15 protein-coding genes and 1 pseudogene are annotated in these 15,232 nt (G+C 36.4%); 5 read left to right on the top strand and 11 right to left on the bottom strand.

Features of this window, described 5'->3' with window-relative positions:
• Positions 1 to 189: 189 nt before the first annotated feature.
• From J2S06_RS04760 to J2S06_RS04740, 5 genes are all read left to right on the top strand, one after another.
• A complete protein-coding gene (locus tag J2S06_RS04760; protein ID WP_419151468.1) occupies positions 190 to 714 on the top strand; it encodes an ATP-binding protein in 525 nt (174 codons plus the stop codon).
• Between the two features lie 178 nt (positions 715 to 892).
• Positions 893 to 1,657, top strand: coding sequence for an ABC transporter ATP-binding protein (locus tag J2S06_RS04755; protein ID WP_419151434.1), 765 nt, complete (start codon positions 893 to 895; stop codon positions 1,655 to 1,657).
• Positions 1,647 to 3,581 carry an ABC transporter permease gene (locus tag J2S06_RS04750; RefSeq protein WP_419151433.1) on the top strand — a complete coding sequence of 645 codons (1,935 nt, stop codon included), beginning with the start codon at positions 1,647 to 1,649 and terminating at the stop codon, positions 3,579 to 3,581. The genes J2S06_RS04755 and J2S06_RS04750 overlap by 11 nt, the downstream gene beginning before the upstream one ends.
• A gap of 243 nt (positions 3,582 to 3,824) precedes the next feature.
• Positions 3,825 to 4,208: a DUF302 domain-containing protein gene (locus tag J2S06_RS04745; protein ID WP_419151467.1), complete on the top strand. Its 384-nt coding sequence runs from the start codon at positions 3,825 to 3,827 to the stop codon at positions 4,206 to 4,208.
• A 147-nt stretch (positions 4,209 to 4,355) separates the two neighbouring features.
• Positions 4,356 to 4,724 (top strand): YidH family protein, encoded by a 369-nt coding sequence (locus J2S06_RS04740; protein WP_419151432.1) that lies wholly within the window; start codon positions 4,356 to 4,358, stop codon positions 4,722 to 4,724.
• A 634-nt stretch (positions 4,725 to 5,358) separates the two neighbouring features.
• Here the strand turns inward: J2S06_RS04740 and J2S06_RS04735 are convergent.
• The 11 genes and pseudogenes from J2S06_RS04735 to J2S06_RS04685 all read right to left on the bottom strand — a co-directional run bounded on the left by J2S06_RS04735 (position 5,359) and on the right by J2S06_RS04685 (position 15,072).
• Complete coding sequence (locus J2S06_RS04735) at positions 5,359 to 6,489, bottom strand: CaiB/BaiF CoA transferase family protein (protein ID WP_419151431.1); 1,131 nt, start codon at positions 6,487 to 6,489, stop codon at positions 5,359 to 5,361.
• A 135-nt stretch (positions 6,490 to 6,624) separates the two neighbouring features.
• Positions 6,625 to 8,616: an acetoacetate--CoA ligase gene (locus J2S06_RS04730; protein ID WP_419151430.1), complete on the bottom strand. Its 1,992-nt coding sequence runs from the start codon at positions 8,614 to 8,616 to the stop codon at positions 6,625 to 6,627.
• A 141-nt stretch (positions 8,617 to 8,757) separates the two neighbouring features.
• Positions 8,758 to 9,561: an ABC transporter permease gene (locus tag J2S06_RS04725; RefSeq protein ID WP_419151429.1), complete on the bottom strand. Its 804-nt coding sequence runs from the start codon at positions 9,559 to 9,561 to the stop codon at positions 8,758 to 8,760.
• Complete coding sequence (locus J2S06_RS04720; RefSeq protein WP_419151428.1) at positions 9,554 to 10,192, bottom strand: ABC transporter ATP-binding protein; 639 nt, start codon at positions 10,190 to 10,192, stop codon at positions 9,554 to 9,556. The genes J2S06_RS04725 and J2S06_RS04720 overlap by 8 nt, the downstream gene beginning before the upstream one ends.
• Before the next feature lie 199 nt (positions 10,193 to 10,391).
• A complete protein-coding gene (locus tag J2S06_RS04715; RefSeq protein ID WP_419151427.1) occupies positions 10,392 to 11,090 on the bottom strand; it encodes an ABC transporter ATP-binding protein in 699 nt (232 codons plus the stop codon).
• The gene (locus J2S06_RS04710) at positions 11,083 to 11,205 is read right to left on the bottom strand and encodes an ABC transporter ATP-binding protein C-terminal domain-containing protein (RefSeq protein ID WP_419151466.1); all 123 of its coding nucleotides are present in this window, start codon (positions 11,203 to 11,205) and stop codon (positions 11,083 to 11,085) included. The genes J2S06_RS04715 and J2S06_RS04710 overlap by 8 nt, the downstream gene beginning before the upstream one ends.
• Before the next feature lie 120 nt (positions 11,206 to 11,325).
• Positions 11,326 to 11,775: pseudogene (locus tag J2S06_RS04705) on the bottom strand (ATP-binding cassette domain-containing protein); the annotation flags it as partial.
• A 91-nt stretch (positions 11,776 to 11,866) separates the two neighbouring features.
• Positions 11,867 to 12,868: a branched-chain amino acid ABC transporter permease gene (locus J2S06_RS04700; RefSeq protein WP_419151426.1), complete on the bottom strand. Its 1,002-nt coding sequence runs from the start codon at positions 12,866 to 12,868 to the stop codon at positions 11,867 to 11,869.
• Complete coding sequence (locus tag J2S06_RS04695) at positions 12,869 to 13,732, bottom strand: branched-chain amino acid ABC transporter permease (RefSeq protein WP_419151425.1); 864 nt, start codon at positions 13,730 to 13,732, stop codon at positions 12,869 to 12,871.
• Positions 13,733 to 13,867: 135 nt separating this feature from the next.
• The gene (locus tag J2S06_RS04690) at positions 13,868 to 14,857 is read right to left on the bottom strand and encodes an ABC transporter substrate-binding protein (protein WP_419151424.1); all 990 of its coding nucleotides are present in this window, start codon (positions 14,855 to 14,857) and stop codon (positions 13,868 to 13,870) included.
• Complete coding sequence (locus J2S06_RS04685) at positions 14,827 to 15,072, bottom strand: hypothetical protein (protein WP_419151423.1); 246 nt, start codon at positions 15,070 to 15,072, stop codon at positions 14,827 to 14,829. The genes J2S06_RS04690 and J2S06_RS04685 overlap by 31 nt, the downstream gene beginning before the upstream one ends.
• Positions 15,073 to 15,232 lie beyond the last annotated feature (160 nt).

The raw sequence follows: 15,232 nt of genomic DNA, 5'->3' as shown, positions 1-15,232 counted from the left end.
TATGGACATTTTTCAGTGTCAACTGTCCAATTGGATTACTTCTTTACCTCGTTATATCAAGGACTGTCTTCATATTTCTGTGTGCGAAAGTTGAGTAAAGAAGAAAAAACAAATGAAACAGCTGATGTTTTTGATAAAATTCTTCAAGAAAACAAACGTCTCCATACCTCAATAGAACAAGGTTTAACAATGATCAGATTGGAGAGCTTCGAAAATGACTTGGAAGTAAAATCTGTGGATTTACTCTCGTCTTTGAGAAAAGTAATAAACGGGCGAAAAAGGGAATTTATTTATCAATCCGTATTTCCTTCCATCGAATTTGAAGGCAAGTACGCTTATGTTGTCACTGACCCCAAGTGGAACGAAATTTTATTAGATCAAATTGTTTCCAACGCAATTAAATACTCAAGCACGAAAAGGGGAAGGAAAAACCTTATCTTCAGGATTGAAGAAAATGGAAACTATACATCTTTATCCATAACAGATGAAGGGGTTGGCATACCTCCCTATGATCTTGATAGAGTATTTCAGCCATTTTTCACAGGAGAAAACGGGAGAAAATTTCCCAATTCAACAGGAATTGGGCTCTACCTATGCAAAAAAATTGCTGACAAACTCGGTCAAACCATTACCATACAATCCAAAGTTTCAAAAGGAACGACGGTAACCATTCGATGGGTGAGGGGAATGGAGAAACATAAATCAAATAAATAAAAGGGTATTGATTTCGTAATAACAATAAACAGGCACACCTTACAAAAATGTAAGGAATTTTTAGCGAATACGATGGATGAAAACCTCTTTATTTTTTATGATGATGCTTAAAGATAATAGGCAGTGTTAATAAGATTCGTTTAAACATGTCCTGCCATTCATGAAAGGAGAAAATCGAATGGTCATTTTAGATGCAAACAATATTGTTAAAATATACGGAGAGTATGGTGGAGAAGCTTCAACAACTGCATTGGGCGGTGTGAGCCTCTCCATTCAAAAAGGGGAGTTTATTGCCATTATGGGACCTTCCGGGAGCGGGAAAACAACTTTGCTGAATATTTTGAGCGGAATTGATAAGCCAACCTCAGGTGAAGTTACCGTTGCAGGCCAAAAAATAAGTGAAATGACTGGTGAACAGTTAGCTCTATTTCGCCGTAGACAATTAGGCTTTGTTTTTCAAGAATTTAATCTTTTAGACAGCTTAACGGTAAAAGAAAATATCATTCTCCCAATGGTGCTCGAAAAGAAAAAAGCAGCTGAAATGGAATCAAAAGTTCAGCATCTTGGAAAGCTCTTCGAAATCGAAAATATCCTCGACAAATATCCCTATAATATATCAGGCGGGCAGCAACAAAGAGCTGCCGTTAGCCGAGCACTAGTAAATGATCCCAGCATCATTTTTGCCGATGAACCAACAGGAAATTTAGATTCGAAGTCGTCAGCAGTCATTATGGAATGTTTTGAAAAAATCGTTCACGAGTTATCGACAACCGTTCTCCTTGTTACACACGATATTTTCGCTGCCAGCTACTGCAACAAAGTTGTCTTCATTAAAGACGGTCTTATCCATTCCTATATCGTAAAAAAAGGCACTAGGAAAGAGTTCCTCAATCAAATTATCGATAACCTTGCTGTCTTAGGAGGGAGAACTCATGTCTTTTAATCAAATTGTGTGGAAAATGGCAAAGGTTCATTATAAAAAATACATATTTTACTTCCTATGCAATAGTTTTACCGTGATGTTTTTCTTTATGTTTTCGACTGTATATTTCAACAACCGAGTAGTCCAAGTGAAGGAGCTAGAATCCATTCAATATGTGTTAACAGTTCCAGCCGTTGCTCTTGTTGTTTTTACCGTTTTTTTCATTAGCTATGCCCACAATATTTTTATAAAAAGAAGAAGAAGCGAGTTCGGGCTCTTCATGATATTAGGAATGTCCAATCGTGATCTATGCAAATTGTTGCTTATGGAAAATGGGGCCATTGCCCTCCTTTCGATCTTTTCCGGTATCTCGTCAGGAATAATATTTTCCAGAATCTTCTTTTTACTATTAATGAATAGTGTGGGATTACATGACGTTCCCTTTCATTTAAACAGCAAAATGTTCCTATATTCAATTATTACCTTTTTCATCGTATTTTCTATTGCAGTTGGGAAATCACTCTTCCTGATCCTTAAAAGTAATGCCATACATAGTTTAAAAAGCAACAAGGTCAAAGAGACAATAAAGATGAAAAATCCGCTAATTGGCGGTTTAGGGCTGGCAATTGTCATTGGATCCGTGGCCGGTCTTTATTATACATATACAGATCCTGTTGCGGGTGGTGAATACTTGCTTCTTTGGGCAATTGCAACATTCATTGGTCTTTACATTAGTCTAAATCAGTTTACTAGTTTTTTTATCGAGCTAGCCAAAAATAACAAATCATATTATTATCGCCGATTATTATTTTTGACGAGTTTGGATTACAAATTTAAAAAACTGACTTCTATATTGATGCTCGTTACAGCGATGATCATGGTAACCATTTTGTATAGTACCATTATATTGTTCACCTACATGTTAACCGAAAGGCAAGCGATGGATGAAAATCCTTATGATATAGCATTTCTCCAAGCTGAAAATAAAAATAACTTGTCTTTAGAAGAATTGTACTCGATCATTGACGAAAAAGAAAATCCGGTTCAAAAACATTTGGTCATACCGATATATTACTATTATCAAAAATATTCATTTCGTGATTGGCCATACGTCTATGTTTTTATGCCAGTTGACCATTTTAATAAATTAACTTCAAGTCAGATGAAATTAGAGGATAAAGAGTTTTTATATTATGTTAATGAAAATCCGGAAAATTTAAGCAGCAGTATGGATGACCAAAATCTTATTCTTCCATTCAAAAAAGGGAATACGGCTTATACACTGAAGAGCACAATAATTGAAAAACACATCAATAACCTACATGATCTTGACGATTTTATAGTTGTAAGCAATTCCGAATTTGAATGGATAAAAGAAAATTTAGATGGTTTTGAATCAAAAATTCATTTAATTAATGTAGCTGATTGGAAAAAAACAGCCAACACTGTCAAGAAGCTTGACAAGACTTTAAAAAGGTACAATGAACATCCATCACCAATTACGGATGGAAGGGTAGAGAGGGTTGCCTCCAAAGTGGAAGATTATCAAAACAACAAAAATTCTAATGGCATATTATTCTTCGTCACTACTTTTTTAAGTATTATTTTCTTCTTTGGTTCATTTATTCTCTTATATCTAAATCTATTTTCAGACATTGATATGGAAAAAGACAAATATAAGAAACTTTATAAAATAGGGATTACCGCAAAGGAAACAAAACGAATGATTTCAAAGGAGATCACAACTATATTCTTTGTTCCATCCATTGTTGGAACCACTTTGGCATTTCTATACATCGTTGCAATGGCAAAAGATGTTGGTGGAGTCATGAAAAATCCTGAAATACTTTTGCACTTCCTCGTCGTTGCAGGTATATACCACGGCATACAAAAAGGATTTTTCCTATATGCAAGGAAGAAAATGTTTATACATTTGATTGAGTAAAGGTGAATGGGATGAGAAGGAAGGACAAATATGTTATGATTACACTAGGTGGTTCTTTTACAAGAACATACATTTACTTCATTTTTATTAAGCAAGTCCCTACAAACAGAGAACAAGGATAGTTGGCAATAACGTATATAATTTTTATTTAGTTTACATAATATAATGGCCATTATGTATTCTTGTTTAGGCTTGCATACAAAATAACAGAGGTACTATTGGAAGAAGGGTGGTTGAATGAAGATGTTTCATTATACGATTGAAGTAGAAAAGGGAATGAACGAAACGATAAAAATGTTGGAAGAAAGCTTGAAAAAAGAAGGATTTGGAGTTTTATGGCAGTTTAGTATAACGGAAAAACTTCAAGAAAAAGGATTCAATTTTCCAACTCCATTTGTGATTTTGGAGGTATGTAATCCGCAAGAGGCAGCTCGTGTGCTTTCTGAAAACTTATTAGCAGGCTATCTTTTGCCATGCAAAATCGTGGTGTATAAAGAAAATGAAACAACAAAAGTTGGCATGCCAAAACCAACCATGTTGATCAGCATGATGAATCATGAAGAATTGAAAAACTTAGCGGAGGACATTGAAAAAAGGTTAATACGTTGTATTGATGAATGCAAATAAATAATTGGTGATATTGAACCAAAAGCAACATATTCAAAATATTGATGACATGATCCCCTATAGTAGACAGAAACACGTAAAGACTGATATTGTTTACTGGTAGGGGATTATTTATTGTATAAATAAATTAGAAAGGTGTATAGAGAAGTGAAGGAAAAAACGCATACCATCTCAGAGGATTCCAAAAATATTCAACAACATTTAGCTAATGAGCGAACGTTTTTAGCATGGATCCGGACTGCGATTGCGATTACAGGGATCGGTTTTTTGATTATAAACATGCATATCAAATCATCCGACAGTACTTTGTCAAATTCGGCGGTGGAAATTATCGGCATATTATCAGTGATTACGGGAATATGTACAATTATCTTTTCGACAATTGGCTATTTTATGAAAGCAAAACAAATTAATGCACAGGCGTTTCGCTCATCTCGTCCTCTTGTTTTATTTTTAGCAATGTTAATGTTGCTTTTCACACTATTGTTTGGGTATTATTTTTTGATCACATTATAAAAGAGGGGTAAGGATCGGAGGAAATGGGGAGAAAGCAGGGAGGCTTTCTTCTGGAAAACAGATAAAGATCATCTGGGGAGAGCCCTATTTAAAATTAAAAAGATCTCATTCTTACGTAAAATATCCAAGAAAATCTCTGTCGCCAGTGTCTAGACTTTTGTATCATTTATGTTTGGTTATTTGTGTCATTCGACAATACGTTATTTGTGTCATTCGACAATACGTTATTTGTGTCATTCATCAATACAAGGAGAGGGAAGAAACCCTTAAAAATTTGGGGAAATTTATAAGTTTACATAATATATATTATAGGAAGTTATAAAATGACCATGATTAATGGTCTCAATTATTAAGTATACTTATGTGTTTGAGACAAGAAAGATCAAGACAAGAAAGATCAAGACAAAAATAGATTAAGCAAATTGATTTTTATTAACTTAATATAAATATTACGTACTGAATATTTCATCCATCATTTTTGGTCAGTTTTTCCGTTTAATGAAATGAACATCTTTTCAGTGGATATGCGAATATTATAGTTGTTTTTAGTTTACATAATATATTTATAGTCTTCTTTTTATAAAACTCCTACCCTATAAGTAATTAATTAAACTTATAGGGTTTTTTGAGCATTTTATTTCTTTATGATTCCATCTTTTTGTAGCTTTTTGAATACTTCTTTGTTGCTTTCCCCGGGATTTAGACCTATATGTTTATATTCAGGTTTGAAAACTGTTGTCTTAATTGGGCATGCGATTTGCTTTTGGTAGCCTCCATTTAAATCAGGTACGTCAACAATCATTTTCCGTTCAACGAATTGCGGATGTTCACAACTTTCAGCGAATGTCAAAACTGGTTCGGCACATGCTTCAACATTCAGGAATACTTGCTGCCACTCATCGAAAGTTTTTGTTTGAAAGATGTTTTTCAACGTTTCTTTAAAAAGATGAATATGTTCTGGTTGATCACTCATACTAATTTCAAATAAGTCCTCCCGCCCAATCGCTGTGCATAGCGCCTTTCGGAATTTTGGCTCTAAGCTGCCAACGGAAAAGTATCGACCGTCTTTTGTTTGATAATAACCATAAAAGGTTCCTCCATTTAACATCAATTTTTCAGGCTCAGGATTGACACCTTCTGTTAAATATGTTGGAGCACTAAACGCATTCAAACTAAAAGAGCAATCTGTCATACTAATATCAATGGCTTGCCCTACCCCTGTTCGCTCGCGATATATGACAGCTGATAAAATCCCGATCACCGCATGTAAGGATCCTCCAGTTATATCAGCAATTTGTGTTGATTGATTCGCAGGTCCACCTTCTTTCGTTCCAGAATAGCTTGATATTCCTGAAATGGAAAGATAATTAATATCATGACCAGGACGATCTTTTAAAGGTCCTGTTTGCCCGAACCCTGTAATCGAACAATAAATCAGTCGCGGATTAACCGTTTTCAGTTCTTCATATCCTAAGCCTAACCGCTTCATAACTCCAGGTCGGAACTGCTCAAGGATAATATCATACTCTTTAATGAGCTCCTTTACGATCTCAATAGATTCTTCTTGTTTTAAGTCTAATGCAATTGATTTTTTTGAACGGTTTAAATAGTTATTGACCGTGGATGCCTTTTCATTTGTAGGTCTTTCTACACGAAGAACTTCAGCCCCTAAATCTGCTAATAGCAATGTTGCAAACGGGCCAGGTAGTAATGTAGAGAAATCTAATATTTTCAAGTTGCTTAACAGACTCATTGCTTCTACCATCCCCTTCTCTTTTTGACTACTAACATATTCGTAAAAAGAAGCGATACTCCTTTAAAATTTATTGTACTAATGTACAAACACCATTGAAATTTCTATTTGGTGTTTAAAAAGCTGCCCATAAATTAGCAGCTTTTTTTAGCATTTATTAACTAATGTTTTATGGAACTCTACGAAAAACTGTAACGCATCGGGATTGCTTAACGATCCAAAGTTGACCGCTTTATCAACAGGTGTACCCATTAATATTTTCTTTATCGGCACCTCTAATTTCTTCCCGTTTAACGTCTTCGGAAGATCTTTAACTTGGATTATTTCATTTGGTACATGTCTTGGTGAACAATTTTCTCGAATGTTCTTTTTTATTTTAGCTTTAATGTCATCTGTCAATTGTTCTCCTTCTTTTAATACGACAAACAATGGCATATATGATTCTTCGTTTGCTCTTGGAATATCGACAACAAGACTATCCAATACGACTGGTATATTTTCAATCGCACTATAAATTTCGCTTGTTCCCATGCGAATTCCACCGCGATTGATCGTTGCATCTGAACGTCCATAGATTATAGCGCTTCCTTTTTCAGTAATCTTGATAAAATCTCCATGTCGCCAAATACCTGGATAAATGTCAAAATAACTATGATAATAGCGAGTTCCATCCTCATCATTCCAGAAATAAAGAGGCATAGAAGGCATCGGTTTTGTGATCACAAGCTCCCCTATTTCATCGATTACTTCTTTTCCGTTCTCATTAAATGCTTTGATAGAAGCACCTAGAGCTCGTGCTTGTAATTGTCCAGCATGAACAGGCAAAAGCGGGGAGCCCCCTACGAATGCTGTACATAAATCTGTACCGCCGCTTGTCGAAAATAACCAAATATCTTTTTTTACATTCGTATATACCCATTCAAATCCGCTGGCTGGCAAAGGTGAACCTGTAGAGCCTATGCTTTTTAAATACTGTAGATTAAACGTTTCCCCCGGTTTAATACCTGCTTTCATACAAGCATTTAAATAACTAGCGCTTGTGCCAAAAACCGTCATGCTTGTCTCTTCAGCAAATTTCCAAAGCACTTCCTGATTGGGATAGTTAGGGTTTCCATCATATAAAAGGATCGTCGCACCAGCTAACAAACCGCTTACGACAACATTCCACATCATCCAGCCAGTCGTTGTATACCAAAAGAAACGGTCGTTTTTCTTTAAATCTATATGAAGTACTCCAAGTTTCAAGTGCTCTAAAAGAATCCCACCTTGACTTTGTACAATCGCCTTTGGTTTTCCAGTCGTACCAGATGAATATAATATCCAAAGAGGATGATCAAATGGCACAGGCTCAAATGTTAAAGGATGTCCATGATGCTGTTGGATGATTTCGTCCCATGTTGTGACATTATATAAATCTTGTAAGGAAGGAGAAGAATTTAAATAAGGGATGACGATGGTGTGTTCTAAAGACGGCAATTGATCTTGTATTTGTTTAACTAAATGAACCCTTTGAAAATCTTTCCCGCCATAGCGGTAACCATCCACAGCAAATAACACTTTTGGTTCAATTTGTTTAAATCGATCAATGACACTTTGTATTCCAAATTCTGGAGAGCAACTAGACCATATAGCGCCAATGCTGGCACTTGCTAAAAAGGCAATAACCGTTTCATGAATATTGGAAGCAAAGGCAACAACTCTGTCTCCACTTTTTACTCCAATCGATTTTAAATAATGAGCGACAGCAGCCGTTTGTTTGTTCAGCTCATCCCATGTGATGAAATTTTTTGACCTTAGCTCTGATTCATAAATGACCGCTTGATCAGAAGGACGAAGGTTCCGAAAAATATGTTCAGCATAGTTTAATGTAGCACCCGGAAACCATTTCGTCCCTGGCATTTTCCGCCCCTTGATCACTTGTTCATATGGTGTATAAGCTTTTATGTCGAAATAATGCCATAACGCTGACCAAAAACCTTCTATATTGGTCACGGACCATTTCCATAGGTCATGGTAAGTTTCAAATGTTTGACCGCGTTGTTCTGTAAGCCAATTCATAAATTGTTTCATATTTGATTTCTCTTTAAACAACATTGATGGCTCCCATAATAACTTCCCTTCAAGCTTTTCTACACTCATTCCCATTCCCCCTAAACATAATACATATTATATTTTCAAACTAGTAATAAATATATTAATTGTATTCGCTTACATTCACTCGATTCCTTCTCATTTCTTTGAAATAAAAAACGCTTTAGACCATTTTCGTTCTAAAGCGTTTTACGAAAGATTTCTTTCAGATGAATAGATAAGCTGTACACGTTCATTAAAAAATGTTCGATATCCTAAGTGCAAGGCTAAAAAAACCGTGATCCCCACACTACCTGCGATCCCAAGTAATACAGCAATTTGGTATTCAATCGCAATGAGTGGACTTGTCCCAGAAAGAATTTGTCCTGTCATCATTCCAGGTAAGAAAACGATTCCCATGCCAACCATACTATTAATGGTAGGTAAGATGGCTGCATCAAAAGAGGAATTAATAATCGATTTCGTTGCGACATCCGGCTTAGCCCCTAACATTAAAGCCCCTTCAATGGTATTTTTTTGATGATAAAAGCCTTCCAGCAAAGTCTTCATTCCTAGTGTAATGCCTGTCATCGAATTGCCAATAATCATTCCAGCAATCGGAATAAAATATTGCGGATTATACCAAGGTTTAAAATGTATGACAATAAAATTAAAATATAGCAAAGTGATGATGGAGCCAGAAAACATCGAAAAAGCAATAATTTGTTTAAGCTTCTTGTGAATCGGCATATGAATTTGTTTATAAATATTATAAATCGCAAACGTCTCCATAACGAGAATAACGAAAATCGTTAGCATAGGATGAGGTCTTTCAAAAATATAAGTTAAAATATAACCGACTAAAATTAATTGAATCGTCATTCTAATTGTGGCGATCCATATCTTTTTTTCCCGCTTCATCCCTCGCCATTTTACAAATACTAGCAATAATAAAATAAAGATGTAGGCGCAAGCCAACCTCCATAATTCAATATCAATCGTACTGCTATTCATATAAACCTCCTACGATCCTTTTCTTTTCGATTTCAATGATTGTATCTGCATATTTTTCCGCAGCATTTAATGAATGGGTAACCATGACAACCGTTTTTTTTCGCCTTTTGGCATAATGAAGCACGTTTGACATGACGAAATCTTCCGTCTCTTGATCGAGAGCAGAAGTCGGTTCATCAAGTAATAACACGGGAGGATCAAGTAGTAATAGACGGGCCAGTGCAAGCCGCTGTTTTTCTCCACCTGAAAATTGATTCGGATCATCGTTCAATGACTTATCTAAATGAACAATTTTTAATGCCTCTGTAATGTCTTCATCTGACGGAAATGATTTTTCTGCAAATTTACACCCTATTAATAAATTATCTTTCATCGTACCTTCAAAAATGACAGGCTGTTGGCTAAGCATAGCCACCTCTCTACGTAATAAGATCGGATTATACTCTTGAATGGGACGAGATTTATAGTAAATGTCTCCTGAATCTTGAGAAATCATTTGATTCAATAGTTTTAAAAAGGTGCTTTTTCCGGAACCACTTTCACCAATAATGCATGTAATTTCTTCTGACTTTATTTCCATTATTTCAATATGCAAAATATCTTGATATCGCAATTGATGTATTGTAAACATACAGCCCTTTGTCCCCTCCTAAACCTTCATTCCTCCTTATTATGGCACAACTTGTCAAAATAAAAAAAGGAAAAGGACCACAATTTTGTGACGCCAGTGGCACTTTTCCTTGAATGAATCAATAAGAAGCTTCTTTACATATACATAAAAATTGTAAACAAATAAAGAGCAGCATTTTCGTCAATTTCTACCGTTCTTTTTAACTACTTAAAGCGAGATGATGATAGGCGATATCCATATTCTTCTTTAATTCATCAGGGCGATTATGATAAACGACCTTCCCCTTGCTTAAAATATAAACATCATCTGCAATGCTCAAAGCGGTTGAGATATTTTGCTCGACTAAAAGCATCGACATGCCGCTAGCTTTCAATTTTAACAGTATCTCCATCACTTCTCCTACCATTAAAGGGGAAAGACCTTCTGTCGGTTCATCAAAGAGTAGGATCTTTGGATTTCGCATTAACGCTCTGCCAATTGAAAGCATGGATTGCTCTCCACCGCTTAAGTTTCCAGCATATGATCTTTCTCTTTCTTTTAGACGCGGGAATAACTCGAAGATTCGTTCAAGATTCCACTCGCCATTTTTATGATTCGCGAATACGGTTAAATTTTCCTTTACCGTTAAATTCCCAAATATCCTTCTTCCTTGTGGAACAATTCCAATCCCTTTTCTAGCAATCTGGTGGCTCTCAAGCTGTATAATATTCTCTCCCTCAAACAAGATCTCACCTTGTTTTTTCTTGATAAACCCGATGATGGAATGAATCGTTGTCGTTTTGCCCATTCCATTTCTCCCGAGTAGTGTGACAACATTGCCCTTTTGTACTTCGAGGTTAATCCCGTGTAAAACATGGCTAGATCCGTAATAACTATGAACCCCCTTTAATTTAAGCATGGATAACATCTTCCTTTCCCATGTAAATTTCCTTAACCTCTGGATTATTTCTCACCTCTTCCGGCGAGCCATCAGCAATCAGTTTGCCGGTATGCAAGACAACGACACGATCCATGTTACCAAATAATACATCCATATCATGTTCAATCATGATGATCGTGACTCCCTTAGGTAATTTACTAATTAAACCAATAATCTGGTCTGTCTCCACTTGGGACATTCCAGCTGTAGGTTCATCAAGTAAAAGCAGCTTAGGCTCGCCGGCAATTGCCATGATTATTTCAATCTGCCTCTGTACCCCATACGAAAGATTCTGAACCTTGCTGTTGCTGTATTCAGCTAGCCCCCATTCGTAAAGGATGTTTTCTGCTTCCGTAAATAATGACGAATAATTTTTCTTATTGGCCCGTTTCCACCATTGAACATGTTTATTTCTCATCCGCTGCAAAACAAGCAGCAAATTCTCTTGTACCGTTAAACCCATCATTAAATTATTTTTTTGAAAGGTGCGGACAATTCCCGACTTTGTTCGTTTATAATTAGGCATGCGATTGATCACTTCTCCAAAAAAGGAAATGGTTCCACTGGTTGGCTTTATATCTCCTGCAATCATATTGAATAAAGTTGTTTTCCCGGCACCATTTGGTCCAATTAACCCAATGCGTTCCCCAGCTACTACCTCCATCGAAATATCTTCAATTACCTTTAATCCGCCAAAATACTTCGAGAGATTGTTTAGTGAAAGAACAATTGGTTTATCCATGATTTTCACCGACCTATCCATCCATTTTCGTTTGCTTCTTCATCGTTTTTAAAAGAGATTCTTCCAATTCATCTTTTCGGTATTTCATTATGGCTGTCTTAAATTTGTCAAAAATACCTACAATTCCATTAGGTATAAAAATGACAAACAAGATAAAAATTGCTCCAATAATCATCATCCAGTATTCCGTAAAGGAACTAATGATCGTTTCCATTATAACCATCAATGCTGCCCCAATGACTGGTCCCCATAACGTTCCAGCTCCGCCTATAAGAACCATAATTAACACGGATCCCGACATGGTCCAGTAAACATCTGCCGGTGAGATAAAGCCATTAAACATCACATATAAACTTCCTGAAAGTCCTCCAAGTGTACCGGCAAGGATAAAGCTTAAATGTTTAAAAAAAGCTGTATTGTAGCCAATCGACTTCATTCTTTCCTCATTCTCTTTAATACCAATGAATACATATCCCAGTGGGGAATGAAGCAACCGGTTTATTCCAAACAACAAAATACTGAAAACGACGAGGATAAAATAGTAGATGAAAACTTGATTTGATAACTGAATGTCGCTAAACAAAACAGGCGTTGGAATGCCCGATAAACCATTTGATCCCCCTGTAACATCCGTCCACTGATAAACAATCGAATAAACAATTTGCGCACAAGCGAGCGTCAGCATTAAAAAGTAAAAACCATAGGCCTTGATGGAAAAGAATCCAATGATTAACGCTAATAATAGTGCTAAGAGCATCCCACAGGCAATCGTCACAAATACATTTGCACTATAATTCGCTGCAACAAGTCCTGAAGCATAGCCACCTGCCCCAAAGAAAGCGGCATGTCCTAAAGAAACAAGTCCCGTTTGTCCAACTAGAATATTTAAACTCACTGCAAAAATACCTAAAATAAAAATTTCAGTTAATATATTCACATAATAAAGAGATAAAAAAAACGGGACAAAAATCATAATCAGGAATAACACCATCCCTTGCAGAAGTCTTTTGTTCATTTATATCCTCCTTCCAATAAGGCCCTGTGGACGAACGACGAGCACGAGAGCCATTAATACAAATGTCATAATTAAACTAATCTCTGGTACAAAGTAGCGGCTGAATGTTTCGACAAATCCGACGAGCAGACTCGCTAAAAGAGTTCCTGATACGGAACCAAGCCCGCCAACGACAAGAACTACGAGAGATAAAATGAGGATTTGAAACTCCATTCCTGGATATGTGCCTAAAATAGGTGAACCAAGTACACCGCCTAAACCAGTCAACAAACTGCCGAAAACAAAAACAAAGGTAAAGACAAGATGAATATTCACGCCTAATCCCCTGGCCATTTCCTTATCTGACAAGCCAGCACGAATGACAGCACCCCACTTTGTTTTTTCCTGGATATACCATAGTAAAAGAACAAGGGCAGCGCCGATCATAATTAACGCGAGTCGGTACGAAGGAATCGCATTTCCAAAAATTTCGACAGAATTGCTTAATGCTTCAGGAGGGTTTACAGACAATACATTTTTCCCCCATATAATCGAAAAAATATCGTGGAAAATATAAGCGAGACCAAATGTAAGCAGTACTTGTGATAAGTGCCCGAGCTTGTAGGTTGGACGGAGAATGACAATTTCGGTAGTAAATCCAATGATGGCAATCAATAGCGGAACAGTTACTATGGCAGCCCAAAAAGGGAGTCCGACTTTCATGATCATCGAATACCCAATATAAGAGGCGAGAAGGTACAAAGACCCGTGAGCGAGGTTTAACACACCAAGAATTCCAAAGACAATGGTAATACCACATGTGATAATAAACAGAAGAAATCCATAGCTTAAGGCATTCATCATTTGCAGAAATAACGTATCCATTAGTTCCCCTCCTTTTACTGCTTTCAATTTATCTTCCTTTTCGAAAAGTAAGGCTGTCCTATATGTCTGACCTCAATCGCTAATATTGTATTGTGGGGTCTGACATTTTGGATAGCCTCTCGTAAAGAAGTTTTTTTATTCTCCTGGATCAGCAACTTCACGTATTGTGTCAATCACTTTATTTTCTGTAGATCCATTCTCAATGATTGTTTCTACAATATACATGTCTTGAATAATATTATGTGTTTCCTTGTCAAACTTGATCGGTCCTCTTGGGCTTGTTATTTCCACTTCTGAAATGGCTTCAACAACTTTTACAGGGTCAGAAACCTCTCCGTTGACCGCTTCAATGGCTTTGGCAATAATCATCGCGGCATCATAACCTTCTAACGACTCAATGCTTGGTCTTTGACCGTATTTTTTCTCATAAGCCTCAACGAACTTTTTATTTTCTTCTGTATTTAAATGGTAGTCCCAAAACATCGTTGATTTTATTCCTTCTCCAGAAGTGCCTTGCTGCATGCGGACATCTTCAGCCACAAGCCATCCAGAACCAATTAATGGAATTTTCCCTTTTAAACCGTATTGCTCATACTGCTGTACAAACCGAACCGCATCACTTCCAGCAAAAAATGCATATACTCCATCAATGTCATCCCTATTCATTTTAGCAAGATATGAAGAATAGTCATTGTTTCCAAGAGGCGGATAAACTTCATCGACAATTTCCCCTCCTGCTTTGGTGAAGGCTTCCTTGAATGCCTTGACAACTTCATGTCCAAACGCGTAGTCGGCAGCTGTTAAGTACATTTTTTTCCCGACGTTTTCGAATGCCCATTCACCCATTGAATGACCAATTTGCCACGAACTAAAAGATGAACGCCAAATATAGTCGCTGCGCTTGCTTCTAATCAAATCATTTCCTCCGGCATGAGAAACAAGAAATGGCAGTTTCTTTTTGTCAACCTCATCACGAATAGCATAGGCAACTGCTGTACTGACTGGACCTGTTAGAATTTCAATTTTATCCTGATTCATCAGTTTCCTTAGCTTTCTAAGAGAAACTTGAGGATCAGCCTCTGAATCTTCATGAATTATTTCAATTTTTTCCCAGCTACCTCCCAATTGTTTTCTTCAAAATAAAGATTCATGCCATTTAAGAGATTTTCACCTAAAGAAGCATAAACACCAGTTGTTGGCAACAGCGCACCAATTTTGATTAATTCCTTTTCTTCTTTTTTCTCATCAGAGGTAGCTGTATTGATCGCCCCTCCACTACATGCGGAAAGCAAAAACATTAGGATAAATACAATAATCCAGCTTTTTTTGAAATTTTTCATATGAACCTCCCTATTTTTTGTTAACGCTTACAGAACTGTTTACTGCACCCCTTCTTTAATTTTTGAATTTTTCAAATATTATTATAATTATTACATTCATTATATTCAATACTTTTTTGTGTCTTTCGTCAAAAAAACATAATGAATTTTTTATATAGAA

The sequence above is a fragment of the Bacillus alveayuensis genome, from assembly GCA_030812955.1.
GTDB classification, from domain to species: Bacteria; Bacillota; Bacilli; order Bacillales; family Aeribacillaceae; genus Bacillus_CB; species Bacillus_CB alveayuensis.
Note: the sequence above shows the minus strand (reverse complement) of the source record. Positions and strands in the feature narration are given on the sequence as shown.